The organism is Vibrio rotiferianus (assembly GCF_002214395.1).
Lineage (GTDB): Bacteria > Pseudomonadota > Gammaproteobacteria > Enterobacterales > Vibrionaceae > Vibrio > Vibrio rotiferianus.
This window is the reverse complement of record NZ_CP018312.1, coordinates 671,265-697,747: the sequence shown is the minus strand read 5'-3', so window position 1 is coordinate 697,747 and position 26,483 is coordinate 671,265. Positions and strand designations below refer to the sequence as shown.

General features: G+C 45.3%; 30 protein-coding genes. 18 read left to right on the top strand and 12 right to left on the bottom strand.

Annotated features, from left to right (window positions below; all coding sequences use genetic code 11):
• The first annotated feature begins 123 nt into the window (after positions 1-123).
• A complete protein-coding gene (gene melR, locus BSZ04_RS12325) occupies positions 124-1,122 on the top strand; it encodes a transcriptional regulator MelR (protein ID WP_088880491.1) in 999 nt (332 codons plus the stop codon).
• Between the two features lie 78 nt (positions 1,123-1,200).
• On the opposite strand, the gene BSZ04_RS12320 is transcribed toward melR, so the two are convergent.
• Both BSZ04_RS12320 and BSZ04_RS12315 read right to left on the bottom strand, forming a co-directional pair.
• On the bottom strand, positions 1,201-2,103 hold the full coding sequence (locus BSZ04_RS12320) for a Dyp-type peroxidase (RefSeq protein WP_010449646.1): 903 nt from the start codon (positions 2,101-2,103) through the stop codon (positions 1,201-1,203).
• A 42-nt stretch (positions 2,104-2,145) separates the two neighbouring features.
• Positions 2,146-2,631, bottom strand: a complete 486-nt coding sequence (locus tag BSZ04_RS12315) for a DUF2919 domain-containing protein (RefSeq protein WP_038886646.1) — start codon at positions 2,629-2,631, stop codon at positions 2,146-2,148.
• 145 nt (positions 2,632-2,776) lie between these two features.
• Between BSZ04_RS12315 and BSZ04_RS12310 the strand changes: the two genes are divergently transcribed.
• Together BSZ04_RS12310 and BSZ04_RS12305 are read left to right on the top strand one after the other, a co-directional pair.
• Entirely contained in the window at positions 2,777-3,130 is a 354-nt protein-coding gene (locus tag BSZ04_RS12310) for a DUF2956 domain-containing protein (RefSeq protein ID WP_010449649.1), read from the top strand.
• Position 3,131: 1 nt separating this feature from the next.
• Positions 3,132-3,470, top strand: coding sequence for a DUF4156 domain-containing protein (locus tag BSZ04_RS12305; protein WP_088880490.1), 339 nt, complete (start codon positions 3,132-3,134; stop codon positions 3,468-3,470).
• Positions 3,471-3,506: 36 nt separating this feature from the next.
• Here the strand turns inward: BSZ04_RS12305 and BSZ04_RS12300 are convergent, their stop codons facing one another.
• Positions 3,507-3,794, bottom strand: coding sequence for a winged helix-turn-helix domain-containing protein (locus BSZ04_RS12300; RefSeq protein WP_010449652.1), 288 nt, complete (start codon positions 3,792-3,794; stop codon positions 3,507-3,509).
• A 246-nt stretch (positions 3,795-4,040) separates the two neighbouring features.
• Here BSZ04_RS12300 and BSZ04_RS12295 point away from each other — a divergent pair, with 246 nt between their 5' ends.
• The 4 genes from BSZ04_RS12295 to BSZ04_RS12280 are packed head-to-tail and all read left to right on the top strand — an operon-like array spanning position 4,041 to position 6,482.
• Positions 4,041-4,391, top strand: a complete 351-nt coding sequence (locus BSZ04_RS12295) for an ArsC family reductase (protein ID WP_088880489.1) — start codon at positions 4,041-4,043, stop codon at positions 4,389-4,391.
• Between the two features lie 18 nt (positions 4,392-4,409).
• Positions 4,410-5,546 (top strand): succinyl-diaminopimelate desuccinylase, encoded by a 1,137-nt coding sequence (dapE, locus tag BSZ04_RS12290; protein ID WP_088880488.1) that lies wholly within the window; start codon positions 4,410-4,412, stop codon positions 5,544-5,546.
• Between the two features lie 37 nt (positions 5,547-5,583).
• Positions 5,584-6,282, top strand: a complete 699-nt coding sequence (locus BSZ04_RS12285) for a M15 family metallopeptidase (RefSeq protein WP_088880487.1) — start codon at positions 5,584-5,586, stop codon at positions 6,280-6,282.
• Positions 6,279-6,482, top strand: coding sequence for a DUF2897 family protein (locus BSZ04_RS12280; protein ID WP_010449659.1), 204 nt, complete (start codon positions 6,279-6,281; stop codon positions 6,480-6,482). Before BSZ04_RS12285 ends, BSZ04_RS12280 begins: the two co-directional genes overlap by 4 nt.
• A 60-nt stretch (positions 6,483-6,542) precedes the next feature.
• Here BSZ04_RS12280 and bamC read toward each other — a convergent pair whose 3' ends face one another.
• Together bamC and dapA are read right to left on the bottom strand one after the other, a co-directional pair.
• The gene (gene bamC / locus BSZ04_RS12275) at positions 6,543-7,559 is read right to left on the bottom strand and encodes an outer membrane protein assembly factor BamC (RefSeq protein ID WP_045389980.1); all 1,017 of its coding nucleotides are present in this window, start codon (positions 7,557-7,559) and stop codon (positions 6,543-6,545) included.
• Between the two features lie 48 nt (positions 7,560-7,607).
• Positions 7,608-8,486: a 4-hydroxy-tetrahydrodipicolinate synthase gene (gene dapA / locus BSZ04_RS12270; RefSeq protein WP_010449663.1), complete on the bottom strand. Its 879-nt coding sequence runs from the start codon at positions 8,484-8,486 to the stop codon at positions 7,608-7,610.
• Between the two features lie 406 nt (positions 8,487-8,892).
• On the opposite strand from dapA, the gene BSZ04_RS12265 reads away from it, so the two are divergent.
• Together BSZ04_RS12265 and bcp are read left to right on the top strand one after the other, a co-directional pair.
• A complete protein-coding gene (locus BSZ04_RS12265; protein WP_010449664.1) occupies positions 8,893-9,435 on the top strand; it encodes a glycine cleavage system transcriptional repressor in 543 nt (180 codons plus the stop codon).
• A 19-nt stretch (positions 9,436-9,454) separates the two neighbouring features.
• Positions 9,455-9,925: a thioredoxin-dependent thiol peroxidase gene (gene bcp / locus BSZ04_RS12260; protein WP_088880486.1), complete on the top strand. Its 471-nt coding sequence runs from the start codon at positions 9,455-9,457 to the stop codon at positions 9,923-9,925.
• Between the two features lie 64 nt (positions 9,926-9,989).
• Here bcp and BSZ04_RS12255 read toward each other — a convergent pair whose 3' ends face one another.
• Complete coding sequence (locus BSZ04_RS12255; protein ID WP_088880485.1) at positions 9,990-11,060, bottom strand: AI-2E family transporter; 1,071 nt, start codon at positions 11,058-11,060, stop codon at positions 9,990-9,992.
• Between the two features lies 1 nt (position 11,061).
• Positions 11,062-11,298: a sulfurtransferase TusA family protein gene (locus BSZ04_RS12250; RefSeq protein WP_010449670.1), complete on the bottom strand. Its 237-nt coding sequence runs from the start codon at positions 11,296-11,298 to the stop codon at positions 11,062-11,064.
• Positions 11,299-11,567: 269 nt separating this feature from the next.
• On the opposite strand from BSZ04_RS12250, the gene bepA reads away from it, so the two are divergent.
• Genes bepA through BSZ04_RS12230 form a run of 4 tightly spaced genes read left to right on the top strand, consistent with a single transcriptional unit; the run spans position 11,568 to position 14,423 of the window.
• Entirely contained in the window at positions 11,568-13,022 is a 1,455-nt protein-coding gene (gene bepA / locus BSZ04_RS12245) for a beta-barrel assembly-enhancing protease (RefSeq protein WP_088880484.1), read from the top strand.
• A 16-nt stretch (positions 13,023-13,038) separates the two neighbouring features.
• The gene (arsC, locus tag BSZ04_RS12240) at positions 13,039-13,389 is read left to right on the top strand and encodes an arsenate reductase (glutaredoxin) (RefSeq protein ID WP_005445333.1); all 351 of its coding nucleotides are present in this window, start codon (positions 13,039-13,041) and stop codon (positions 13,387-13,389) included.
• On the top strand, positions 13,390-13,962 hold the full coding sequence (wrbA, locus tag BSZ04_RS12235; protein WP_010449676.1) for an NAD(P)H:quinone oxidoreductase: 573 nt from the start codon (positions 13,390-13,392) through the stop codon (positions 13,960-13,962).
• A 20-nt stretch (positions 13,963-13,982) separates the two neighbouring features.
• Positions 13,983-14,423, top strand: coding sequence for a DUF2069 domain-containing protein (locus BSZ04_RS12230; protein WP_010449678.1), 441 nt, complete (start codon positions 13,983-13,985; stop codon positions 14,421-14,423).
• Positions 14,424-14,536: 113 nt separating this feature from the next.
• On the opposite strand, the gene BSZ04_RS12225 is transcribed toward BSZ04_RS12230, so the two are convergent.
• Positions 14,537-15,814: a DUF2066 domain-containing protein gene (locus tag BSZ04_RS12225; RefSeq protein ID WP_088881592.1), complete on the bottom strand. Its 1,278-nt coding sequence runs from the start codon at positions 15,812-15,814 to the stop codon at positions 14,537-14,539.
• Between the two features lie 235 nt (positions 15,815-16,049).
• Here BSZ04_RS12225 and BSZ04_RS12220 point away from each other — a divergent pair, with 235 nt between their 5' ends.
• Positions 16,050-17,303: a uracil-xanthine permease family protein gene (locus tag BSZ04_RS12220; protein ID WP_038886630.1), complete on the top strand. Its 1,254-nt coding sequence runs from the start codon at positions 16,050-16,052 to the stop codon at positions 17,301-17,303.
• A 153-nt stretch (positions 17,304-17,456) separates the two neighbouring features.
• On the opposite strand, the gene upp is transcribed toward BSZ04_RS12220, so the two are convergent.
• A complete protein-coding gene (gene upp / locus BSZ04_RS12215) occupies positions 17,457-18,083 on the bottom strand; it encodes a uracil phosphoribosyltransferase (RefSeq protein WP_005445324.1) in 627 nt (208 codons plus the stop codon).
• A gap of 179 nt (positions 18,084-18,262) precedes the next feature.
• Here upp and purM point away from each other — a divergent pair, with 179 nt between their 5' ends.
• Together purM and purN are read left to right on the top strand one after the other, a co-directional pair.
• Positions 18,263-19,303, top strand: a complete 1,041-nt coding sequence (gene purM / locus BSZ04_RS12210; RefSeq protein ID WP_010449685.1) for a phosphoribosylformylglycinamidine cyclo-ligase — start codon at positions 18,263-18,265, stop codon at positions 19,301-19,303.
• 143 nt (positions 19,304-19,446) lie between these two features.
• Positions 19,447-20,085: a phosphoribosylglycinamide formyltransferase gene (purN, locus tag BSZ04_RS12205; protein WP_088880483.1), complete on the top strand. Its 639-nt coding sequence runs from the start codon at positions 19,447-19,449 to the stop codon at positions 20,083-20,085.
• An 87-nt stretch (positions 20,086-20,172) separates the two neighbouring features.
• Here the strand turns inward: purN and BSZ04_RS12200 are convergent, their stop codons facing one another.
• Both BSZ04_RS12200 and lpcA read right to left on the bottom strand, forming a co-directional pair.
• Entirely contained in the window at positions 20,173-21,018 is an 846-nt protein-coding gene (locus BSZ04_RS12200) for a class II glutamine amidotransferase (RefSeq protein ID WP_010449688.1), read from the bottom strand.
• 61 nt (positions 21,019-21,079) lie between these two features.
• Complete coding sequence (gene lpcA / locus BSZ04_RS12195) at positions 21,080-21,655, bottom strand: D-sedoheptulose 7-phosphate isomerase (RefSeq protein ID WP_005436835.1); 576 nt, start codon at positions 21,653-21,655, stop codon at positions 21,080-21,082.
• Positions 21,656-22,013: 358 nt separating this feature from the next.
• On the opposite strand from lpcA, the gene fadE reads away from it, so the two are divergent.
• On the top strand, positions 22,014-24,458 hold the full coding sequence (fadE, locus tag BSZ04_RS12190; RefSeq protein ID WP_088880482.1) for an acyl-CoA dehydrogenase FadE: 2,445 nt from the start codon (positions 22,014-22,016) through the stop codon (positions 24,456-24,458).
• 105 nt (positions 24,459-24,563) lie between these two features.
• Here fadE and BSZ04_RS12185 read toward each other — a convergent pair whose 3' ends face one another.
• Positions 24,564-24,827 (bottom strand): hypothetical protein, encoded by a 264-nt coding sequence (locus BSZ04_RS12185; RefSeq protein ID WP_045394181.1) that lies wholly within the window; start codon positions 24,825-24,827, stop codon positions 24,564-24,566.
• Positions 24,828-25,125: 298 nt separating this feature from the next.
• Here BSZ04_RS12185 and BSZ04_RS12180 point away from each other — a divergent pair, with 298 nt between their 5' ends.
• On the top strand, positions 25,126-26,163 hold the full coding sequence (locus BSZ04_RS12180; RefSeq protein ID WP_088880481.1) for an IS110 family RNA-guided transposase: 1,038 nt from the start codon (positions 25,126-25,128) through the stop codon (positions 26,161-26,163).
• Positions 26,164-26,483 lie beyond the last annotated feature (320 nt).

Below are 26,483 nucleotides of genomic sequence, written 5' to 3'. Positions count from 1 at the left end.
AACGATTTAAGTCACATAATAAAATCTTATAAAACGGAGTAGTCCGTGTTTTTGAGGCTGTTCTGAGTTTTGCTCTAGCAGATTTGCTACAAGGAAGTTATACAGTTTCCTAAGAGGTGGGTGATGTCTAAGTTAGAGTCCGATGCACTGAAAGTGGTCATTCAGGATAAATATTCCTCCGACAATGTCTCGGTGAGCCCTCTGTCGTTGTACTCATCTTATGAAAAGATCGATATTGAGCTTAGGCCGCCCCACTCTATGCCGGGTTATCACTGGCATGGACAAGTAGAGGTAAACATTCCTTTTGGCGATGATGTCGAGTACATCATTAACGGCAGCCCTGTGGTGGTAAAAGCAGGCTCGATTGGCCTGTTTTGGGCGTCGGTTCCTCATCGACTTACCGACCCGGGCAAGAGTCATAATATGGGGATCATCAATATTCCGATTCACCACTTTATGTCTTGGACGCTAAACCGAGACTTCGTCAATCAGATCACCCACGGCTGCGTATTGCAGTCCAGTTCAAATGCATTGGTCAGTGAATTTGAGTTAGCGCGTTGGGCTGGAGAAATTAGTCACCCTTCAGAAAGCCGTCAACAGTTAGCGATCGATGAAATTGGACTCATGTTAAAGCGAATGTGCCTTGATGGCTGGGAGCAACTGGTCATCAATCGACAAGAGAAGTCGACCAAAAAAGGCGTCTCCAAACACTCGCAGTTTTACGTCAGTCAGATGCTGGAATACATTGCCACCCACCATAACCAGCCGATTACGATCAAAGACATCGCAGAGCACATTGGGCTGCATACCAATTATGCGATGAACGTATTCCAACGAACCATGCAGATGACCATCAAGCAATACATAACAGCGATGCGGATTAACCACGCCAGAGCGCTGCTGAGTGATACCGACCGGACAATATTGGACATAGCCTTAACGGTAGGTTTTAACTCGAGTAGCCGTTTCTATGAGACTTTTCAGAATTATATTGGTGTGACACCAACGCAATATCGTAAGAAATCACGCGAAGATCATCGCTGGAGCAGCCACAGCACCAGCCCACTTTACGAACTAGAGAAAGGCGCTATTGATGGCAAAAGGCCGCTGACGGTAAGTTAGTCTTATCAGGCAAGAATGAGAAGAAATAAAAAAGGCAGATCACTCTGCCTTTTTAATCATTGGAGGGTTAGCGAAGAATTACTTAATCGCCAATTCCGCTAGCATTTCTTGTGATGGAGCGAAGAAGTACGCACCTGTTACCGCTTTAGTGAAACGAAGCAGTTGGTCTGTCTTACCATCCGTCACGCCGTACATGCTTTCAAGCATCACTTTGATGTTGTGGATAGTGTTGCAGTAAGAGATAAACAGCAGACCATGTGCGCCAGTCGCTGTGCCGTATGGCAAGCTGTGGCGAACGATCTTAAGACCTTTACCTTCTTCTTTAATGTCTACGCGACCTACATGAGAAGCAGCTGGAACGTCTTCTAGCTCAATAGAATCTGGTTTAGTACGGCCAATCACTTTCTCTTGAGCAGAGACATTCAAACGGTTCCATGCAGGAAGGTTGTGCTCAAAGCGTTGAACCATTACGTAGCTACCACCAGCGAAAGCGCCGTCTTTTATCAATGCAACGTCGGCACGCGCATCACCTTTCGGGTTCTCTGTGCCATCAACGAAATCCGTCATGTCACGAGCATCTAGGTAACGGTAACCGTAAGTTTCGTCGACGACTGTTACATCTTCTGCTGTATCCACTAGGAATTTACGCAGTACATAGAAGTGCAAATCGTGACGAGTTGAGTGGCAGTGAATCAGTACATCAACATCAGATGCAGGCGCAATCACGTCGCCTTCACCTAGCTCAGGGAAGTCGATCAACTCTTCTGGCATTTGCATGTTTAGGTGCTGCCAAAAAGACTTAGTGAATGCGATAGAAATCGTTAGGTCTGCACCTGGTTGGCTCGCATTTAGCTCATTTACTAGCTCAGGTAGCGCTTTCAGTTTCGCCAGTACGTTTTCACGGTTTTGGTTCACTTTTAACTGAGTGTAAAGTGCAAATGGTCCTGCTTCAGGCACAATCGCCGTTTGAGCTTGTGACATTGAGATATCCTCTTTATAGCCCCGTGCGGGAAATTTTTGTTCTTAATTTTTTGATGGCTGTTCTTCTTTGTGCTCAATCTGTGGCACGTTGAAGCAGTCTTTCACCCATCTTCCATTTAGAAGATAGATCATAAACCAAGTTAACAGGGTAATTGTGAGCGCGTTTGCCCAGTTGAATACACCATGTTCGAGGTAGACATGATACATGGTCTGAGCCAATTGAATACCGCACAAGATCAAAGTCATAGCACGACCATGTTGGGTAATTTGATTCACCCAGCCTCTATCCGGATGGCGCAAGCCCATCAGCCACATCAGTAACAAGCTTGGAATACCCATCGATAGGCCGAGATATAACGTATTAGAGTCAGGGTAAACAATCGCTAATATCTTGCTACCACTGTCTCTACTTACTCCTGCCATGGCAAACACCACCCAAGAGCGTGCTAGGAACATCCAACCTAGCCATAACATAATTGGCGCTTTCAAAAATCCATGAGCGTCGTACTGATCAAATGAGTAACGCACAATATCGTCTTCTTAGTTTCATAAAAACGCCACTTTAACCGATCGCTTAAGAGTTGCAACCCGGCAAAGATGAGAACTAAAGTTCATTTCGTCATCTTACGCAGGTAAACTAGGTTAAGGTTTACAGTGACGTCGATAAAAAAGCATGAAAAAGAAAAACACAACAGCACCCGTTCCTTCTCAAGAAACCCAAACTGAAGCGATGAAAATAGCTAAATCAACCCAAAAGCCTGGTCAGACCAAAGAGCAGACTAAACTGATCGCTCAAGGGATTGAAAAAGGCATTGCTCAGTACAAGAAACAACAGAAAGAACGCAATCGACAAGCCGATAAAGCAAAGAAAAAGCAACAGAGAGAAAAACAGCGTCAACTCGATGACGTAGTTGAACAAGAATCAGCAAGTATTGAAGCGCCAACGAGCAAACCTGCCGTATTACCTTGGGCATTATTGGTACTGAGCTGGATTGGTTTTGCCGCTTACATCGTGATGGGGAAATAATATGCGACATTATGTGATGATAGGGTGCATCGCATTGGCATTAACAGGCTGCTCTGCACCCTCAACCTTGCCAAGTGAAACAAGCTTTGACGTGGAAATTCGCATCGACAACCAATTTAACCCTGAGCAATGCGAGTATTTAGGTGAGCTCACCGGCAGTGAAGGTCACTGGTACAGTTACCTGTTCTTTACCAATGACGCCATGATGCAAGGCGCGATGATCGATCTTAAAAACAATGCGGCAAAACTCAATGCCGATACGGTTTATATGATATCACCGCAAGACTTTACCACTTCATTTAGCGTCTTAGGGACTGCATATCAGTGCCAAAATAGATAAGATTGTTTAGATACAAAAAAGCCAGCTGTTGCTGGCTTATGCACGAAATCCAAGACTAGTAGCGATATCTTTCTCTCGCTCAAGAACCCATTGACTATCAAAAGGCCCCCAGTCAGAAAGCTGGTAATAACCGTCATTGTGACGTCGGCCATCTTGAACAAAAATCAGTTCAATGCCGATCCCCGGTAAAGCCTTAAGTACATCTTGAATTGTACGACGAGGCCACCCCGTTTTTTCGATTAACCTAGGCACATTTGGCCTTTCTAGACTTTCGACCAGTAAGGCTAAATACAGCCGCCTTGCAAAAACAGGACTCAATTCCATTGACACCTCCTAAAATTGTGCTGATTCATTATTTCTTTTTTGCACAGTAATTTGTTGAGGTTGATCAATAACTCGCCCTTTCCCAGCAATTTCTGCCTTATTTTTTTCAAGAAGTAAATTATTCATCTCATCATTTTGTCAGTTTCGTTGCTTCTTGGTAGGATGCGTTAACAACTCAATGAATAAATAAGCCACATTCAAGTAATTGGCTCGGAAAGAAGAAAGTAAGACTCAAAAGGACACATTATGACGATCACCATGTTCGGCATCCCAAACTGCGACACGATTAAAAAAGCGAAGAAATGGCTTGAAGCGGAAAGCATTGCATTTGATTTTCATGACTACCGCAAGCAAGGTGTCGATGCAGCAATGGTTACTGAATTTTGTAATGCACTAGGTTGGGAGCAAGTACTAAACAAACGTGGTACAACTTTCCGTCAATTGACTCAAGAACAAAAAGATTCTCTTAACGAAGAAAACGCGATCGCGCTGTTAATTGAAAACCCAGCGATGATTAAGCGCCCCATCTTGAAAGTTGAAGACCAACTTCATATTGGTTTCAAAGCAGACCAATACGCGACCATTTTTAACTCTTAATTAAAGGAATAATCAAGGATGACAGACAGTCCAGTACTGGCACTCGCTAAAGACCTGATCAGCCGCCAGTCTGTAACGCCTGAAGATGCAGGCTGTCAGGAAGTGATGATCGAGCGATTAAAAGCGCTTGGTTTTGAAATCGAAGTGATGGTGTTTGAAGACACAACAAACTTCTGGGCTCGCCGAGGCACACAAGCTCCCCTGTTTGCTTTTGCAGGCCACACTGATGTCGTGCCAGCAGGTAAGCTAGAGCAATGGGATACGCCGCCATTTGAACCAACGATTGTAGATGGCTACCTTCACGGTCGTGGCGCTGCTGACATGAAAGGCTCACTCGCTTGTATGGTGGTGGCAGTTGAACGCTTTATTGCAGATAACCCAGACCACAAAGGCTCAATTGGCTTTTTGATCACCTCTGACGAAGAAGGCCCATTCATCAACGGCACCGTTCGCGTCGTTGAAACCTTGATGGAGCGCGGTGAAAACATCGATATGTGTATCGTTGGTGAACCTTCAAGTACTGAAGTGGTTGGTGACGTAGTCAAAAATGGCCGTCGTGGTTCAATCACTGGTGACCTAACCGTACACGGAACACAAGGCCACGTTGCCTACCCTCATCTTGCTAACAACCCGGTTCATCAATCTCTATTGGCAATCCACGAGTTAGCCACCACTGAATGGGACCAAGGGAACGACTACTTCCCACCGACAAGTTTCCAGATCCCGAACGTTTCAGCTGGTACTGGCGCGTCTAATGTGATTCCAGGCGAGTTTAACGTTCAATTTAACCTTCGTTTCAGTACTGAATTGAGCAACGAAGTGATTGTTCAACGTGTGACTGAAACGCTGGATAAGCATGACTTAGATTACGATCTAAAATGGACATTCAATGGCGACCCGTTCTTAACGGATACTGGCGCATTGCTAGACGCAGTGGTTGCTGCAGTTGACGACGTAAACAGTACTAAGCCCGCACTTCTCACAACTGGCGGTACGTCTGATGGTCGCTTTATCGCGCGTATGGGCGGTCAAGTGGTTGAGCTTGGGCCAGTTAACGCGACGATTCATAAAGTAAACGAGTGCGTGAAAGTCGATGACCTAGAGAAATTGACCGACATGTACGAAAACACTCTGAAGCACCTGCTAGCAAAATAGATTTTACATCGAACACGTAGTATTTAACGAGAACCCCATGACACCAGAGCAACTTACCGGAATCACCGATTCGCATCTTCAATCCACGTTGGTGGGGCAAAAGGCGTTTATGCTTCACCCAGAAGTCGTCGATGATTTGTTGAAGATGATTGAAGCCGCAACCGAGGCTGGCTTTAAGATGGAAATTGCCAGTGGCTTTCGCGACTTTCACCGTCAAAAAGCCATTTGGAACGGTAAGTTTTCTGGTGACTTAAAGATCTTAGATTCCCACTCTCAGCTTTTAGAAAAAGCGATACTCAGTGATGAAGAAAAGCTAATGGCGATTCTACGTTGGTCTGCCCTACCCGGTGGCAGTCGCCATCATTGGGGGTGTGATTTTGATGTCTATGCGCGTAACTTGTTGCCGCCAGAAACGCAATTACAGCTAGAGCCGTGGGAATACTTCGAAGGTCATCAGCTAACTTTCTATCAATGGTTAGAAGCCAACCTAGATAGCTTTGGCTTCTTCTTCCCTTACCAACAAGATTTGGGAGGTGTGGCTATTGAACCTTGGCACATCAGTCATAAATCGGTTGGGCAACAATGCTTGGCTCATCTGACACCTGAAGTACTGAGAAAGCAGTTAATTGAGCAAAATCAGATCGACAGCATTGCAGGGATTGACGTCATATTGAATAATTTGGATAAGGTCACTACCAAATTCATTCACAATATCACTCTGCCGGAGGCTCTATGATAGAAATACTAACCAACCCTTGGGTCATTATCATCATAGTGGTCAGCATAGTGGTTGGTAATATAGCTGCGTTAAAGTACACCGCAAAAATGAAGTTTGGTCAGATGGATAAGGGCCGTAAGAACGATTTAGACAAGTTGAACGAACTTGATAAACAACGTTACGGAGACCAAAAGAAAGAAAACGATGAATCTCGTTGAATTCGCACGTTGTGGACAGAAATAAAAAAGGGACCTTCAGGTCCCTTTTCTTTGTTCGAGCTATTGCTTCGCGACTGCAGCTAAAACTGGAGCTAATGACTTCAAAAACTCTGCTTCGACAGGCTTGCCCGACGAATTGGTAACATTAATCGACGTTCGGTTTCCTAGGTCACCAAATAGGAAAGTATATTTACCTGCGTCTAAATCGATTGGTTTCACACCAATATCATTCCAAAATGCGTCATCAGGTGATGCATATCTTGCTTCAACTGTACCTTGTGATTGACTACGACTTTCAATCGTGAAGCCAATTTTTGGAAGTAACTCAGGCAATCGTTGCCATAATACGTTGTACTGTGCACGAGCGATAATAACAGGCAGACCACTACGATCGGTTCCCATCGTAATTGGAATTTGTTTTACTAATTCCTGTGCTTTTTTCTGTGCGTCTTCACGAACTTGTTGATCGTAACGAGCTGTAACCAAGTTGGTCATCAACACATTGTAACGTTCACGATTAGTGCGTGAGACTTCCTTAACCTGCTCGCCTTCTCGCCAATCAACCAAGTTAACTTTAAATCCAAAGCGGTTGTTAGCTTCAAAACGAGAAATATCGTAGCGACTGCCGATTTCCATATCTTCATCGGCTGAATTCCAAGTCACCCAACCCGTTTCAATTAGGTTTTCGCTCTGTTTCTCTACTGGAATCTGATTTGTCGAAATCATATTTTGGACGGTTTGCCAAACAAGATCGAGCTCGTCTTTGCGAAGTAACCATAGGGTAACCTCACCATTGCTACGTTCCAAGCGCGCACCTGGGATCAGCTCTAGCACTTCTTGTGGGGGACGAATATCAACAGCCTTACCAATGCCACCCTCAAAATTGCCCTGAGGAATGTCATAGTTTGGATAAAACTGAGGCTGAGCATCGGCAGGCATATTCCATTCTGATAACGACTCAGTATTCAAATATTCGAAGTCATCTTTTGCTTGACGACGCTGGTTGGCACCACCTGAACAGGCAGTCAATACAAAAACAGCCAGTGAACTCATCACTAACTGGCTAGAAAGCTTCATCTATACTCCTAAAAACTGAGAGCTCTCGCCCTCAGTTATACTTCAATCCTAGTAAATACCGGCGTCTGTTAGCGCCTGTTCCAAAATCGGCTGCGACTTTTCAGAAAGTGGTGTCAAAGGAAGACGCAAACTGCCGTCACCGATCAAGCCTAGCTTAGTGGCTGCCCATTTTACCGGGATAGGGCTTGATTCGATAAATAAGTTCTTGTGCAAAGTCATCAAACGCTGGTTGATTACTTCAGCCTCTTCAAACTTACCGTCTCTTGCTAAGTGGAACATATCTGCCATGTCTTTCGCAGCGATATTATTCGTTACAGAGATAACACCATGACCGCCCAGCTTCACAAACTCTAAGCCAGTCGCATCATCACCACTTAGTAAGATAAAATCTTCGCCACAAAGTTCACGGTGAAGTGCAATTCGGTTCAAATCACCCGTCGCGTCTTTCAATGCGACGATATTATCAAGCTTTGACAAGCGTGCCACTGTCTCAGGCAACAAATCTACCGCTGTACGCCCAGGTACATTGTATAAAATTAGAGGTACATCACTTGCTTCAGAGATCGCTTTGTAATGTTGGAACAAACCTTCTTGAGTTGGCTTATTGTAATAAGGCGTAACACTTAAGAAGCCTGTAATACCTGAATCTGCAAGTAACTTACTGAATGTGACTGCCTCATGAGTTGCATTTGCACCTGTGCCTGCAATCACTGGGATGCGACCGTCGGCAAACTCTACCGTTTTATTTACGACCTTCACATGCTCTTCAATCGTTAGAGTCGAAGACTCTCCCGTTGTGCCTACCGCAACAATACCGTCAGTACCCGCCTCAACGTGATACTCAACCAGCTTTTGCAGACCATCGAAATCTACTTCACCATCTGGCTTAAATGGCGTGATCAACGCTACGATACTTCCTGAAAACATGTCTATCTCCCTCATTTAACTCTTTCTGCATGGTACTGTAATGCGATTAACAAACACAAGTGTGTATAGACGCTTACAAAGTACAAATGAATGAATAATTATCAGTTGTTAGAGGTTTAGCAAGATTCTTTTGCTTAACTCTGGGGGTTCGCTCAATTCTCGAGCTTCAACGATAACCGTTGCAGCCTTTATCCCCTATGGGATCGGCACCTATTTAGCCCGCGGAATATACTCGCAGTTTTCTTCGTCACGTCAGAGTTAAGTGAAATTATCTCGTCCAGAAAGTAGACGATAATATTTCGCTTACAAAGCAAACAGTCGCGCCTAAAAAAGGAACCAACTCGACATTTCTAATGCTTATCTGTGCTAACATCACTCTATTGAAGAAAGGACAAGAAGCTCATATATGACGCAACATCTGGTACTTACAGCAGTTGGAACGGATCGCCCAGGCATTTGTAATCAAGTAGTCAAACTGGTCACACAAGCTGGCTGTAACATCGCTGATAGCCGAATCGCTATCTTTGGTAATGAATTTACATTGATCATGCTGTTGACAGGCAACACCAACAATATCACTCGAGTCGAAACGCAATTACCTCTACTCGGGCAAGAGCATGACCTTATCACTATCATGAAGCGAACATCCGCACATGAGTTATTAGACAACTCATATGATCTTGAGGTCTTCATCGAATCAGAAGACCGAATGGGTTTGACGGAAAAGTTCACCCAGTTTTTTGCCGATCAAAACATTGGTCTTAACTCACTAAGCGCTCAAACTATTAGTAAGTCTAAAGTTCAACTAGATGCTGACCAATTCCATATTGCAATTACAGCGTCTGTCCAAGCCGACTGTAACCTTATGCAGCTTCAAGAAGATTTCGATGAACTTTGTAACACGCTCAACGTACAAGGTTCTCTGAATTTCATAAAAAACAATCTATAAATAAGTAAAGGACATAACAATGAATACGCTGACAGCAGGCACGCCAGCGCCAGCCTTCTCTTTGCTCGACCAAGACGGTAACACTGTTACTCTCGATGATTTTAAAGGTAAGAAAGTTCTGTTTTACTTCTACCCGAAAGCGATGACACCGGGCTGTACCACTCAGGCAAAAGGTCTGCGTGATGTAAAAGCAGAGCTAGACGCACACAACGTTGTAGTATTGGGCGTAAGTATCGACCCAGTGAAACGACTTGGTAAATTCATCGAGCGTGACGAACTAAACTTCACACTACTGTCTGACGAAGACCATACAGCTGCTGACCAGTTCGGTGTGTGGGGCGAGAAAAAGTTCATGGGTAAAGTTTACGATGGTCTTCACCGCATTAGCTTCCTAATCAACGAGGAAGGTGTGATCGAACACGTGTTCAACAAGTTCAAAACCAAAGACCATCACGAAGTGGTTGTGAACTACTTGAAAGAAAACGCGTAAGCCTAGCTTTCGATCAAACATCAAAAAGCCCAGCAATCGCTGGGCTTTTTATTGGATTCGATTTCTATTCTTGTATTGGTTCGCTTTCTTCTGTACTTGGCAGTGCGTTCCACACGGCTTTGACAAGTGTCGCCAAAGGAATTGCAAAGAATACGCCCCAGAAGCCCCATAAACCACCAAACACCAATACCGCAACAATAATTGCTACTGGGTGAAGGTTCACCGCTTCGGAAAATAGTACCGGAACTAAAACGTTGCCATCAAGCGCCTGAATAATACCGTACGCCACCAGCAACCAGTAAAACTGTGGAGATAATCCCCACTGGAACAAACCAACAATCGCAACGGGCACAGTGACCGCTGCCGCACCGATGTATGGGATCAGAACCGATAGCCCAACCGCTACCGCTAACAATGCAGAATAACGCAGGTCTAAAACCGCAAACGTAACGTAGCTCACTCCACCGACAATAAGAATTTCTAGCACTTTACCGCGAATGTAATTCGAGATCTGTTCATTCATCTCGTGCCAGACTTTATTCGCCAACTTACGATTCTTTGGCAGGATGCCACTGGCCATTCTCATCATCTCTTCTTTGTCCTTTAACAAGAAGAAAACTAATAGAGGTACAAGGATCAAGTAAACCGCTAAGGTTGCAATGCTCACAAGTGACGCAAGTGAGCCCTTCACAACACTTTCACCTAAGCCGATTGCTTGGTTTTTAGCGTTGGTTACAACCGTCTCAACAATTTGCAAGTTTGCTAGCTCTGGGTAACGCTCCGGTAATGTGGAGATGAACTTCTGCAACCCTGTATACATGTTCGGAATATCATTGATTAGGTTACCAACCTGAGTCCAAATAGTCGGTACCAATCCGAAAACCGCAATGAGCATCAAACCGATAAAGACAAGTATCACCGTGACAACTGAAAAGGTTCGCGGAATACCAAAACGGCACATTTGTGTGACAGGCCATTCAAGGAGATATGCAAGAACGATCGCAACCAGGAATGGTGCAATTAAGTGCCCGAAAAAATAAATAGTGATAAAGCCGAACAATAAAATCGCGACTAGGCTCACGGCATGTGGGTCTGAAAAACGTCGCTTATACCAACGACTTATCATCTCAAGCATCTTATGATGATTCCTTATTAAATACGGTCAAAGTGAAGTACTCTGGTAATGCGTGACACTGCACTTCATACCCTTGATTGCGTAAATACGTCACTATGTCTCGTTTAGAGCTATTATCCACAACTTGAATCACAAGCTGTTGATACTGGGAAGATTCTCCCTGAAATACTTCAGCAGCGTGACGTTTAGCAAGTAACAGCGCCATAGGGCAGCGTTGCTCACGCAAATCAAGTAACATGGATTCCATTGTATTGCTCTGCACTTATGATAGGGTTGTATTGTAACGGCTTTTTGAGCTGGTGCTAGTGATTTAAGCCTAAACGACAATGACTTCTAATTAACAATTAAAAGTTATGTGTGTGACAATTTACGAAACCAATTCGTTTATCTTCGGTCTTATTGCTAGCATATTCATCCGACACGGATGACCATAAAACATGGTGGCGTTGCAGAGAGGAACTCAGCTCCCAACCCATGTTTCGGTATTTTGGAGAATCTTTAAACCGTATGTTAAAACGCACTCGCTCGCTAGTTTGTTTATGCCTTGCTGCTGCATTAAGTACACCAACGCCTATTTACGCCAATAGTTTCGACCTCCCTGATATTGGTACCGCAGCCGGTGGCACTCTGACGATAGATCAAGAGTTGATTTATGGTGACGCTTACATGCGTATGCTCAGAGCCAGCAGTCCGATCGTTAGTGATCCTGTGATCAACGAGTATATTGATACGCTAGGACACCGACTGGTCGCTAATGCGAATGATGTAAAAACACCGTTCCACTTTTTCATGATCCGTGATCGCAATATCAACGCTTTTGCCTTCTTTGGTGGTTACGTTGCCCTGCACTCAGGGCTATTTTTACACGCTCGAACGGAGAGTGAGCTCGCATCGGTGGTTGCTCACGAGATTGCGCACGTAACACAACGTCACCTTGCACGAAGCATGGAAGAACAAGCTCGACGCTCTCCGGCAACGCTAGCTGCTTTGGCAGGTGCACTGCTCATTGCGATTGCAGCGCCAGAAGCAGGTATGGCAGCGATTACCGCAGCTACCGCAGGGAATATGCAGAGCCAGATAAACTACACGCGTTCTAACGAGAAAGAAGCGGATCGTTTCGGAATCTCAACGCTGGCGAAAGCTGGGTTTGACGTCCAAGCAATGCCACGTTTTTTTGGTCGACTTGCAGATGAGTATCGTTATGCAAGTAAACCACCACCGATGTTACTAACTCACCCATTACCTGAAGACCGAATCACCGACTCTAGGGCTCGAGCACAAGCCTACCCTCCAATGCGAGTTATGCCATCGCTCGATTATCATCTTACTAGAGCACGCATTGTGGCTCGCCACGCGGGTATAGACGGCGAAGCTGCTATGGGATGGTTTGAACGTACACAGAAGAAAGCAACGGCAGATTTGATTCCTACATTTGAATATGGAAAAGCGCTTGTCCACCTAGATAATAAGCGCTTAGACAAAGCCGAAGTATTGCTTAACAAATTACTCAAGCAAGACCCATCTAACCCTTTTTATCTTGATGCGATGACCGATTTATATATTGCTCAGAAGCACCCAGAAAAAGCGATTGATATGTTATCAAAAGCGCTAAAACGATCGCCGCACAATAAAGTTCTCACCATCAACTATGCAAACGCTTTGCTTGAAGCAGGTAAAGACAAAGAAGCAATTAAAATACTGCAGCGCTATACACATGATAACCCAGAAGATACCAATGGTTGGCACCTGCTCTCCAAAGGTAACATTGCCTTGGGGAACAGCGATGAAGATTTAGCTTCGCGTGCAGAAATTTTTGCATTGCGCGCGAATTGGAACAAAGCAATTCAATATTATAGTGAAGCAAGTAAAATTGCCGAACTGGGAAGTTTGAAACAAGCTCGATACGACGCACGTATCGACCAACTGATGATCCAAAGAGATCGATTCATGGCATTACAATAACGAAATGGAGAAAACCATGTCAGTCGTGATTTATCACAACCCTCGTTGCTCAAAGAGCCGTCAAACTCTAGAACTGCTAGAGCAAAATGGTGTGACACCGGAAGTGGTCAAATACCTTGATACACCGCTTAATGTTGAACAACTGAAAGCACTTTACGCTCAACTTGGTTTCTCTTCTGTACGCGAGATGATGCGCACAAAAGAAGACATTTACAAAGAGCTTGCGTTAGGTGAGGCATCAGTCTCAGATGAGCAGCTTTTCGAAGCGATGGCGCAAAATCCTAAACTGTTTGAGCGTCCTGTAGTGGTTGCCAACGGTAAAGCGAAGATCGGTCGTCCACCAGAGCAAGTGTTGGAAATTCTATAAATGGATTGCCAGATCCTCATTTTGTATTTCAGCCGTCATGGCTCAACAAAACAGCTGGCAAGACAGATAGCAAGAGGGGTCGAATCGACTCCTCATTGCGAAGCGATTTTGCGTACAGTTGAAGAATTGTCACCTCACTCACATACCCCTTCTGATCCAATTGTTACTCTAGATGAACTGAAGCATTGCGATGGCCTCGCGTTTGGCAGCCCAGTCTGGTTTGGTAATATGGCAGCGCCGCTTAAGCACTTTTGGGATCAAACGACACCTTTGTGGGTGAATGGTGACCTTATCGATAAGCCAGCCTGTGTGTTTACCTCATCATCTTCAATGCACGGTGGTCAAGAGACGACTCTACAAAGCATGATGACCCCTCTTTTGCATCACGGCATGATGGTGTTAGGTATCCCTTACTCAGAGCCTGAACTGCACACCACGCAATCCGGTGGAACGCCTTACGGGGCAAGCAGTGTAGGACACGAACCAAGTCTTACAGCAGAAGAGATTCGTCTCGCACAACAATTAGGAAAACGACTGGCTACCGCAGCACAAAAGCTCAAAGGAAGTCAGTAAGCTCAAGGATAAGTAAATCGATGTCTGATATTATTGACCAACCACCTCTCAGCACACGAACCCAAACCTATCGCTACATGGCGCTATTCGGCAATTTGGCGTTGTTAGGTTGGGTCGCGATTTGGCAATTAGCACTTTCCCCTCACCCTCATCTGAGCAGCACAACACTGGCAGTTGCGTGGTGTATTCCTCTGCTCCTGCCGCTTCCAGGTATTCTTGCAGGTAAGCCTTATACGCACGCGTGGGCTAACTTTGTATTAATGCTCTACTTTCTCCATGCACTCACTATTTTATATGTGGATGATGGCGAACGATGGCTAGCTGCCGTAGAGTTAATGCTCACTTCGTTAGGTTTCGCTGGTAACATCTTATTTGCACGAGCACGTGGCAAAGAATTAGGCTTGAAACTAAAACGCCTATCTCAAGTTGAGAAGGAAGAGAAAGCTAAATTCCATAAGTAGCTCGCTTTGAAGCTCAAGCTCTCTCGTTGCATCCTCAGCAATGAAAAATAAACAATAAAAAAGAGTCGCACTGGGCGACTCTTTTTGTATTCAGCTTTGGGTGAACGTAGAGCTTAGCTTAAGTCTTCCACCACATCAGTTTCTAGTACTGGTGCAATTTCTGACTCTTGCTCTTCGGGCTCTGCTTGCGTACGAACAGGCGCGTTCCATTTATAAATCAAATCATACTGCACTGGTGCTGGCTGAACAATGACTGGTTGCTCTGGTTGAGTTACCTCAGTAGCCGTATCCAGTTCCACCACATCTGCAGCTTGACCTTCTTGCGTCTCCACTGGCAATTGTGCTGGTTGAGCAGGTTCTTCAGGCAGTTGTACTGGTGTAGCTTCTTCCATACTCACCATTGGTTCTTCTGTTATCACTAACGGGCGAATTGAAGACGCCTCTTGCTCAAACGCTTCTTGAGAGGCTAACAGGTGAATCGTTAACGTTACTTGGTTTCCTTGCACACGCTTGATTTCCGTACCTGCTACCGAATTCAGTTTGGTTAAGGCATTCTCTAGATCGAAGAAGTCCATCGCTGACTCTACATTCAACACCTTCACATCAATTGCTTTAGAGGACTTGCTTGAAACCACAACCGCACTCTTCTTCGCATAGTAATCAGCAATTCCACCGATCATCGCAGGAATCCCATTTGCACCAGATGCAGATCCACTACGTGGCGATTGTTTTGATTCAGATAGCTGAGCTGGTGATTGATCGTACAGCGTCCAACGAATCTTATCGCCTTGAACACGCATAACCAGTACCGCATCTACAGGATAGCGTTGACTTGCTTGGCTGATTGGTCCGACAAAGTCACCCCAAAGATCTGAGACGTTCACACCAGTCACGTCATCAAAATCACCCACAGGCATAGTAATAGGTAGACCACGAACCTCCGCTGCTTTACGAAGAGCTACCGCGTTCACTGAGTCTGAATGTTCCCACGTAATCGTACGATCGTAGCCCTGCTCTTCCACCATCCACACTAAGATATTTGCTCGGTTTGGGGACCATAAAGGAAGTTGGGCTTGAGTAAGTAGTGAGCGAACTTGGCTACTATTAAACAACATCTTAAGGCTTGTTTGCCCATCAAGTTGGCCATAACTTAGCTGAGAGATATAGCGAGCGCTCGAGCCTACCGCTTTTTGGATAACTGGATTGTTAATAGAAGATTGACTGCCCGTCGCTCTGACGATGACATCTTTCATTCCTTGTTGACGAGCAAGAGACTCACCATCTTTCTGATTACTGTCTATAGCAACTTCTGCACGGTAGACATCTACCTGAGTAAGAGCATGCACAGGCAGGGACAACCAACCTATCAGTAGGAGAGCTAAATAGCGCATAGTTTTCATAATCCTCTAAACAAGAACCCGCATGATAAGCAACTATCATTTCTTGAGCAAGAAGGGTACTGAGTATGTTGTCGATATTCTGACCAACTTATTACGTAAAACCGATATAAACTATTCGCTGACCTTATAAATCCATACAAAAGTTTGATCTAGACAACATTGCAATCGATTGCTAGATGATAAGATTCGCCGGATTTGTCTGCGTATCTTTGAATAGGGAATTATTATGAAAAATGCGTTACAAGGCGCTCAGATGCTCTTTGTCGCTTTTGGTGCTCTCGTACTGGTACCACTTCTTACTGGCCTAGATCCAAACGTCGCTCTGTTTGGTGCTGGTGTCGGTACTCTTCTTTTCCAACTAATTACTAAACGTTCTGTCCCAATCTTCCTTGCCTCTTCTTTTGCGTTTATTGCACCTATCATGTTTGGTATCCAAACTTGGGGTATCGGTGCAACGATGGGTGGCTTAATGGCAGCAGGTTTGGTTTACGTCGGCCTTGGTGCAATGATCAAAGTCCGCGGTGTTGGCTTTATTCATAAAATTCTTCCGCCAGTGGTTGTTGGCCCTGTAATCATGGTGATCGGCCTAGGTCTAGCACCAACGGCAGTAAACATGGCAGTAGGCAAAACAGGTGATGGTGCAATTCAGCTGATCAACGGTGATGCCGCCGTGATTATCTCAGCAGTATCGCTGCTAACAACGATAGCACTGAGTGTATTTGCGAAAGGTTTCCTAAAGCTGGTTCCTATCGTTGGCGGTATCTTAGCGGGTTACACCGTATCACTCTTCTATGGCGTAGTGGATTTCACTCCTGTCGCTCAAGCAGCGTGGCTAGCAATGCCAAACTTCACAGCACCAGAGTTCAACATCAACGCTATCTTATTCATGATCCCAGTGGCTATCGCTCCAGCAGTAGAGCACGTGGGTGACATGCTAGCGATTTCAAACGTAACCGGTAAAAACTACCTGAAGAAACCGGGTCTGCACCGCACCATCGCAGGTGACGGGGTGGCAACAATTGCCGCATCTATGGTTGGCGCACCACCAAACACCACTTACAGTGAAGTTACGGGTGCGGTAATGCTAACGAAAGCATTCAACCCAGTGATCATGACATGGGCGGCAATCACGGCAATCGTACTTGCCTTAGTTGGTAAGCTCGGAGCCATTCTACAAACGATCCCTGTTCCGGTCATGGGCGGTATCATGATTCTACTTTTCGGTTCTATCGCGACTGTAGGTCTAAACACGCTTATCAAGAACAACGTTGATCTGCACAAGTCTCGTAACCTAGTGATCGTTGCGGTAACGCTAGTATTTGGTATCGGTGGCATGGCTTTCGGTATTGGCGAGTTCAGCCTACAAGGTGTGAGCCTGTGTGGTATCGTGGCAATCATTCTTAATCTAGTGCTGCCACACGACCTTGGTGAAAATCACGTGGTAGATAACGCACAGATGGAAGAAGAAAGCGCGAAGTAGTCCTCTGTGTGGCTCTATCGATATAAGTCGCACGACTTACTCTCGCTTCTCACATCTCGTCACTAGTTTCGAAATAAGTAGATACAAAAAAGGCTTGGTTTGCACCAAGCCTTTATTTTGTCAGTTCAGTAATAATTAAGCATTAAGCTCAGATTATTTAGTACCGAAGATCTTATCACCAGCATCACCAAGACCAGGAACGATGTAGCCTTTGTCGTTTAGCTTCTCATCGATTGCTGCTGTGTATAGCTCTACGTCTGGGTGCGCTTTCTCTAGTGCTTCGATACCTTCAGGAGCCGCTACAAGAACAAGAACTTTGATTGCCTGACAACCTTTCTCTTTTAGAAGATCGATTGTTGCGATCATAGAACCACCTGTAGCAAGCATTGGGTCAACAACTAGAGCGATACGCTCATCGATGTTAGAAGCAAGCTTATTAAAGTATGGTACTGGCTCAAGTGTTTCTTCATCACGGTAGATACCTACAACACTGATACGTGCGCTTGGCATGTGCTCAAGAACGCCATCCATCATACCTAGACCTGCACGCAGGATTGGCACTACAGTTACTTTTTTACCCTTGATTTGATCAACTTCTACAGGACCATTCCAACCTTCAATGGTTACTTTCTCTGTTTCAAAGTCTGCAGTCGCTTCGTAAGTAAGTAGGCTACCGACTTCTGTCGCTAACTCACGAAAACGCTTTGTGCTGATGTCACCTTCTCGCATTAGACCAATTTTGTGTTTTACTAGAGGGTGTTTAACTTCAACAACTTTCATTTCCATCTCCGGCTTTTTTGGCAATATTTAAACAAACCTTCAGATTATACATGATTTTTGCAGGGATATCAGGATAGATCACTAAAGAAAAAAACCGACGCAAACGTTTGCTATCTGTATTTAACCACTGGTAGAATAGCGCCGTTTTCATATCCAACTTAAAAACCGAGGACTTCCCTGTGAGTGGTAACAACTCTTCTCTTAGCTATAAAGACGCTGGTGTAGATATTGATGCAGGCAACGCGCTTGTAGATCGTATTAAAGGTGCGGTTAAGCGTACTCGTCGCCCTGAAGTGATGGGTGGTATCGGCGGTTTTGGCGCATTGTGTGAATTACCGACGAAATACAAACAACCTGTACTGGTTTCTGGTACGGACGGTGTAGGTACAAAACTTCGCCTAGCGCTGGATATGAACAAGCACGACACTATCGGCGTTGACCTAGTGGCAATGTGTGTAAACGACCTAATCGTTCAAGGTGCTGAGCCTCTATTCTTCCTAGACTACTACGCAACAGGCAAACTAGACGTAGACACAGCGGCAGACGTAGTTTCTGGTATTGCTGATGGCTGTGTTCAAGCTGGCTGCGCACTTATCGGTGGCGAAACCGCTGAAATGCCGGGCATGTACGAAGGCGAAGACTACGACGTTGCTGGCTTCTGTGTTGGCGTAGTAGAAAAAGAAGACGTGATTGACGGCACCAAAGTAGCAGCAGGCGATGCACTTATCGCGGTTGGCTCAAGCGGTCCACACTCAAACGGTTACTCTCTTATCCGTAAGATCCTAGAAGTTTCTGGCGCAGATAAGAACGAAGAGCTAGCAGGTCGCACTATCGGTGAGCACCTACTAGAACCGACTAAGATTTACATCAAATCAGCACTTAAGATGATTGAGAAACACGATATTCACGCTATTTCTCACATTACAGGTGGTGGTTTCTGGGAAAACATCCCACGTGTACTGCCAGAAGGCACTAAAGCCGTGATCGACGGTAACAGCTGGGAATGGCCAATCATCTTCAAATGGCTACAAGAAAAAGGCAACGTTGAAACGCACGAAATGTACCGTACCTTCAACTGTGGTGTTGGTCTAATCGTAGCACTACCTAAAGACCAAGCAGACGCGGCGGTTGCACTTCTTAAAGAAGAAGGCGAAAACGCATGGGTGATTGGTGAAATCGCTCAAGCAGAAGCCAATGAAGAGCAAGTTGAAATCCAATAACTTGCGAATCAAGCTCAAAAAATAAAAAGAATGAGGACGCGATGTCCTCATTCTGCTATCTGGAACATCGAAAACCATTCTAATAGTAGGTAATTTAGTGATTACGCACGTCAAACCTACAGTATCAAGGCAGTCTCAATATCATGAAAAACATAGTGGTCCTCATTTCGGGTAACGGCAGTAACCTACAAGCAATACTTGAAGCCTGTGAAGCCAAAATGCCAAACGCAGAAGTGGCAGCGGTTTTTTCTAACAAAGCAGATGCCTACGGTTTGGAGCGTGCAAAACAGTTTGATGTGAAGGGTCATTTTGTCGATCCAAAAGCATTCGAATCACGTGAAGACTTTGATGCTGAACTGATGAAGCAAATCGATGAATACCAACCGGATGTGATTGTTCTTGCCGGTTACATGCGTATTCTCAGTGGCGCGTTTGTTTCCCACTATCTGGGTAAGATGATCAACATCCACCCTTCTCTTCTGCCTAAATACCCGGGGCTACACACCCACCAGCGCGCGATTGATGCGGGCGACAAAGAACACGGCACCAGCGTACACTTTGTCACAGAAGAGTTAGACGGCGGTCCTGTGGTACTGCAAGCCAAAGTACCAGTATTTGAAGACGACGATGCCGATGCACTCGCTGCACGCGTTCAGACTCAAGAACACAAGATCTACCCAATGGTCACTAAATGGCTAGCAGATGAAAGGCTAACAATGAGAGATGGTAAAGCGTATCTTGATGGTTTTGAGCTTGGTGAGCACGGCTACGCCGACGAGTAATTCTCAATTCCAAACGACAAAGACAAAAAAGGCAGCCATCACAGGCTGCCTTTTGTTTTATTCGAATGCTCTACTGCGAGAAAACCATCACTCCAATGGTTCAGTCGGTGCTTGGTTACCCGGCTTCGGCGCGGCAAATGGAACATCTTCCAGAGCTTTAGCATTGTTCAATACTAATTCACCGACATGGAACAAACCGTACTCGCCCGGCTTCATGCGATGCCATGTCTCATTACCCGTTAATGGCTGAGTCGCAATCACAGAAACCACATCGTTTGGCGTCGTCTCTTCTTGGAAGTTAATCTCAACATCTTCATCCAACAGAGCCGCCTTGCCAAATGGTGCACGACGCGTGATCCAGTACAAATGGTTGGTACAGTAAGTCATCACAAACTCACCGTCGCTGAGTAGCATGTTAAACACGCCCTTCTCTTTCAGCTTATCGCAACATTCAGCTACGTAGATAAAGACCGCTTCCATATCTTGAGGAGGTTCAGGGTACTTATCTTCCATCTGCTTTAGCAGCCAGCAAAATGCCATTTCACTGTCCGTTTGCCCAACCGGACGATGACGTCCTGTGTGCAAATCCTGATAATCAGTCAGTTGACCATTGTGTGCAAACGTCCAGTAACGTCCCCAAAGCTCGCGCGTAAACGGATGGGTATTCTCGAGATTCACACCACCGCGGTTGGCTTGACGAATATGACTAATTACCGCACGACTTTTAATCGGGTAGTTTTGCACTAATTCAGCAATCTTAGAGTCACAACTTGGGTTTGGATCTTTGAAGTTACGAAACCCCTTTCCTTCATAGAAAGTAATTCCCCAACCATCACGATGCGGGCCCGTTCGACCACCGCGCTGCATCAACCCTGTAAAACTGAAACAAATATCTGTTGGAACATTTGCGCTCATGCCGAGCAATTCACACATGGTTTAACGAACTCCTTACCTTAAAACACAACTAAGCCAGCATTCGGTTTAGTCGTAAATCTTATTCCATCTCTTTTTCAATCAACTGAATGATGATGTGAATGATCTTAATGTGCACTTCTTGAATGCGGTCTGCGTAGCCAAAGTGAGGCACGCGGATCTCGATATCAGCAAGACCTGCCATCTTACCGCCATCTTTACCCGTTAGCGCAATCGTCTTCATGCCTTTCGCTTGTGCCGCTTCAATCGCTTTTAGGATGTTGCCTGAGTTGCCAGAAGTCGACAAACCAAACAGAACGTCACCCTTGCGACCAACGGCTTCTACGTAACGAGAGAATACGAAATCATAGCCAAAGTCGTTACTTACACAAGAAAGGTGGCTTGGATCTGAAATAGCGATACCAGCGTAACCTGGGCGGTTTTCACGGTAACGACCTGTTAGCTCTTCTGCAAAGTGCATAGAGTCACAGTGAGAACCACCGTTACCGCACGACAACACTTTACCATCTTGCTTGAATGAGTCAGCAATCATTTTCGCTGCCGCTTCGATTTGTGCGATGTTGTGGTCATCACTTAAAAACTTATTCAGAACTTCAGCAGCTTCGTTTAATTCACTTCTAATCAGATCTTGGTACATAAGACGTTCTCTTTATTATCTCGGCCACAGCCTTGAGGTTGAACCTCTCGCCAGGCAAATTGTTCCGATGTGAAATTCACACCGGACAGTTCATTACTCTGAGTTTACCCACAAACGAGAATTAGTGTCGATAGCGAACCAACAGATTTGGATTCATCACAGTAATAAACTTGTTAACTTGCTTACGAAATCATCACTCACCTCCCAACTTTAGAATTTTAACTCTACATAGATCACTTTTTACTCAATCTTGTGTTTTACATTTATTTAATATTTTGATTACACTTATAGAACTGGTTAGACCTCTTACCAAAATGCAGACGTACAACATAATTAAAGTCTGAAAAGGAAAAAACATATGGACATCTTGCTCTCAATCTTAGCGATGACAGTTGTGTTAGGCGTTACGCTCTACCACAGAATGTCTCTCGTGAAATCCGTCAGCCTGCTAACTGCTGCCATGCTAGCACTGACAATCGCAGGCTCAGTTGGTTTTATTGGCTGGGCACTTTACGTTCTTGCCGTTGCAGTGTTTGCGGTTTCTGGCATTCGCCAATCCCTCATTAGCCGCAAAGCACTGGTGATGTTTAAGAAAGTCCTGCCTGCTATGTCTCAAACTGAGAAAGAAGCATTGGACGCAGGTACAGTGTGGTGGGAAGCCGAGCTATTCAAAGGCAAACCTGAATGGCAAAAACTTCACGCAATTAAAGCGCCTAAGCTAAGCAAAGAAGAGCAAGCCTTCCTAGATGGCCCAGTAAACGAAGTGTGTGCCATGGTGAGTGATTTCCAAGTAACACACGAACTTGCAGATTTACCGCCGGAAGTGTGGCAATACCTGAAAGACAATAAGTTCTTCGCCATGATCATCAAGAAGAAATACGGTGGCCTAGAATTCTCAGCGTACGCGCAATCTTTGGTACTGCAAAAACTGACAGGCGTTTCTGGCGTGCTGTCGTCAACCGTTGGTGTACCTAACTCATTAGGCCCTGGTGAGCTACTGCAACACTACGGTACTGAAGAACAAAAAGATTACTACCTACCTCGCCTAGCAGAAGGTAAAGAAATCCCATGTTTCGCACTGACTAGCCCAGAAGCAGGTTCCGATGCGGGGTCTATCCCAGATTACGGCGTGGTATGTAAGGGCGAATGGCAAGGTGAAGAAGTCCTTGGCATGCGCCTCACTTGGAACAAGCGTTACATCACTCTAGCACCTGTCGCAACGGTACTTGGTCTTGCATTCAAACTGCGCGACCCAGAAGGCCTGCTGGGTGATCAAGAAGATCTTGGTATCACTTGTGCTCTAATCCCAACTGATCTTAAAGGCGTTGAGATTGGTAACCGTCACTTCCCGCTAAACGTACCATTCCAAAATGGTCCAACTCGCGGTAAAGACATCTTCGTACCGATGGACTTCATCATCGGTGGTGAAAAAATGGCAGGCCAAGGCTGGCGTATGCTGGTTGAGTGTCTGTCAGTTGGTCGTGGTATCACGCTACCTTCAAACTCAACAGGTGGCATCAAGACAGCGGCTATGGCAACGGGCGCTTACTCACGCATTCGTCGTCAGTTCAAACAGCCTATCGGTCACATGGAAGGCGTGGAAGAGCCATTAGCACGTCTAGGTGGTAACGCCTACGTAATGGATGCCGCGAGCAACTTGACCGTGGCAGGTATCGACCTAGGTGAAAAACCTTCGGTTATCTCGGCTATCGTGAAGTACCACTGTACGCACCGTGGTCAACAAAGCATCATCGACGCGATGGATATCGTAGGCGGTAAAGGTATCTGTATGGGTCCTTCTAACTTCCTAGCGCGTGGTTATCAAGGTGCACCAATCGCGGTAACGGTAGAAGGTGCCAACATCCTAACTCGTTCAATGATCATCTTCGGTCAGGGCGCGATTCGTTGCCACCCTTACGTTCTTGAAGAGATGAACGCAGCATATTCTGACGCTGGCGATGCAGTTGAGAAGTTCGACAAGGCACTAGCGGGTCACGTGAGCTTCACCATGAGTAACCTAGTTCGCAGCATCTGGTTTGGTCTAAGTGATGGTCTGGGTTCAACATCACCAACTAAAGACGCAACCAAGCGCTACTACCAACAATTGAACCGTTACAGCGCGAACCTTGCTCTGCTATCAGATATCTCAATGGCGGTATTGGGTGGTTCGTTGAAACGTAAAGAGCGCCTGTCAGCGCGCCTCGGTGACATTCTAAGTCAGCTATATCTAAGTTCTGCAACACTGAAACGCTTCGAACAGGATGGCCGCCCTGTAGAAGATTTACCATTAGTGCATTGGGGCTTGCAAGACAGCTTGAAGCAGACTGAAGCCGCGATTGATGAGTTCCTAGCGAACTTCCCGAACAAAGTGATTGGTCGTGCACTGCGCGTATTAATCATGCCATTCGGTCGTGTACGCAAAGCGCCAAGCGATAAGCTAGACAGCAAAGTCGCTCGTATTCTACAAACACCAAGTGCAACACGTTCACGCATTGGTCGTGGTCAATACCTAGAACCAACGGAACACAATGCTGCCGGTAAGATTGAGCTTGCACTGTCTGTGATTCTTCAAGCTGAGCCTGTGTTCGACAAAGTATGTAAAGCACAAGGTAAACGCCGTCCATTTATGAATTTAGATATGATTGCTCAAGAAGGTCTAGAGCAAGGCGTGATCACGCAAGAAGAAGCGGAGCTGTTAAGAGAGGCTGAGCAGCATCGTCTAGATACTATTAACGTGGATGACTTTGAACCGGAGCTATTGGCCGCAAAGCCACTGTACCCTCAGATGGAAAACGTCGCTTGAGCGAATGATGGCTTAAACGATAAATAAGAAAACAAAACGGGAGCCGAGGCTCCCGTTTTTTATTGAATCTCTGCTACGCACAACACGCTGTTAGCAAAGAAGCGTTTATTCTTCGTTATCTTCTTCAACAATAAACGACTGCTCAATTCTGCGTAGTTCTTCCTGCTCTTTCAGCTTAAGTTCTTCTTGAAGCATCGCTTTACGTTCGTTCAATGCTTTCTTTTCTGACTTAGTTAAGAACTTAACCGCTTTTTTATTCGCCAATGCATACGCGACGACATCTTCACCTTTTTCACGGCGTTCACTCACGCGTTGCGAAAAACGTTCATTGTCGCGTGCTTTACGTTCAGCTGAACTTAATTTGCTCATTTTTATGCCTTTAATAAGAATATGACAGCCCGATTGCTGCCCTCAGGTAAACAAATGAGAAGTCATTCATATAGCTGATGGCGTGAGTGTAGCATAGATACTGAAAGGAACAGCTAAGCGATTGAGAACACGGACCAAAGCCTGCTTGCCAAGCACTCTCTAAAGGATGAAGAAACAAACGCCCTAGCACGCTGACAATAGATTCTTAGTCTCGCCGGAGCTCGCGATGTATGGACTCCCTCCCTCTGGAGGGAGCTAGAATTTATGGTGTCAAAGCCTAAATCTAAGGAGTCCATACATGAAAAAGTCTACTACTATCGCCATTGATTTAGCAAAGCACTCTTTCCAAGTTTGTAAGCTTCAAGGAAGCTCTGATGAGTTTAATATAGCATTTACTCGCGAAAAATTAAAAGCTTGGTTAATACAACAACCTCCAACGACCGTGGTTATGGAGGCATGCTCTACTGCCCATTATTGGGGACGGTTCTGCTGCAACCATGGGCATTCGGTTTGCCTCATTGCCCCAAAATATGTCACGGCATATCGAACGGGACAAAAAACAGATAAGAATGATGCAACAGCGATTGCTGTTGCATCTCAGCAAGCTAACGCCCGTTTTGTCGCTTTAAAATCTATTGATGAACAGGCACTACAATCGATCGATAGAATAAGACAGCACTTAACCGATTCGATGACAGCGACAAGTAACATGGTTCGCTCCTTGCTTTCAGAGTTTGGCTTCAATATCCCCAAAGGACATAGCGCCTTTAAAAGGCACATTATTGAAATTCTGGAAGATGGTCAGAACTCACTTCCTGATATCTTAAGAGAGCACATAGCAAACGCATTTCATTTGCATGAGACCTTAGCAAAAAAGAGGGCAGATTTAGAAACGAGCTTAACCCAACACCTCAAGCACCATGATGCATGTAGAAAACTTGAAGCTCTAGAGGGCGTTGGTCCAGTCAATGCTTTAGGGCTTTATCTTTCGTTAGGAGCCAATGGCGGTAACTTCAAAAATGGTCGAGAGGCTTCGGCTTGTATTGGACTTACTCCAAAACAGCATAGTACTGGAGGAAGAGTTACCCTTTTGGGTATCAGCAAAAAAGTTGGACAGAAGAAGTTACGTTCAAGCTTGATACAGGGAGCGCTTGCTGTTGCGAAGGTTGTAGATAAACGAGAGCCAAGGAATGTTAAAGAGACTTGGCTCAAGTCACTGATTCAGCGTGCAGGGTTAATGAAAGCCGCGGTTGCTTTAGCAAATAAGACCACAAGAACAGCTTGGGCATTGCTTCATTATGGCAGTGAGTATCAAGTGCCTCTAACTTACGAGTAGTAAGTCAAAGACGTTATTTACATCTTGATATAGCGAAGAACAGGTAAGACCGACCTTGAAGAGCCAGATCATTCTTTTGGATTATTTCCGCGCTCGCGAAATGGCATCAAGGTGCGAATACATCTAGGGTCGAGTTAGCTACTCATTAAAACCCGAATATACGCATGCATCTAATCTATTCTCGCTAAACAAGTTGTAATAACTCGGGAGTCCATATACTAGAATGACGATTTATTTTGAGTTATCAGACTACTACACACGCAGAGCTACCAGACCACCGTCATTCTGAACAGTGAGGAACGAACGTGATTCAGAATCTA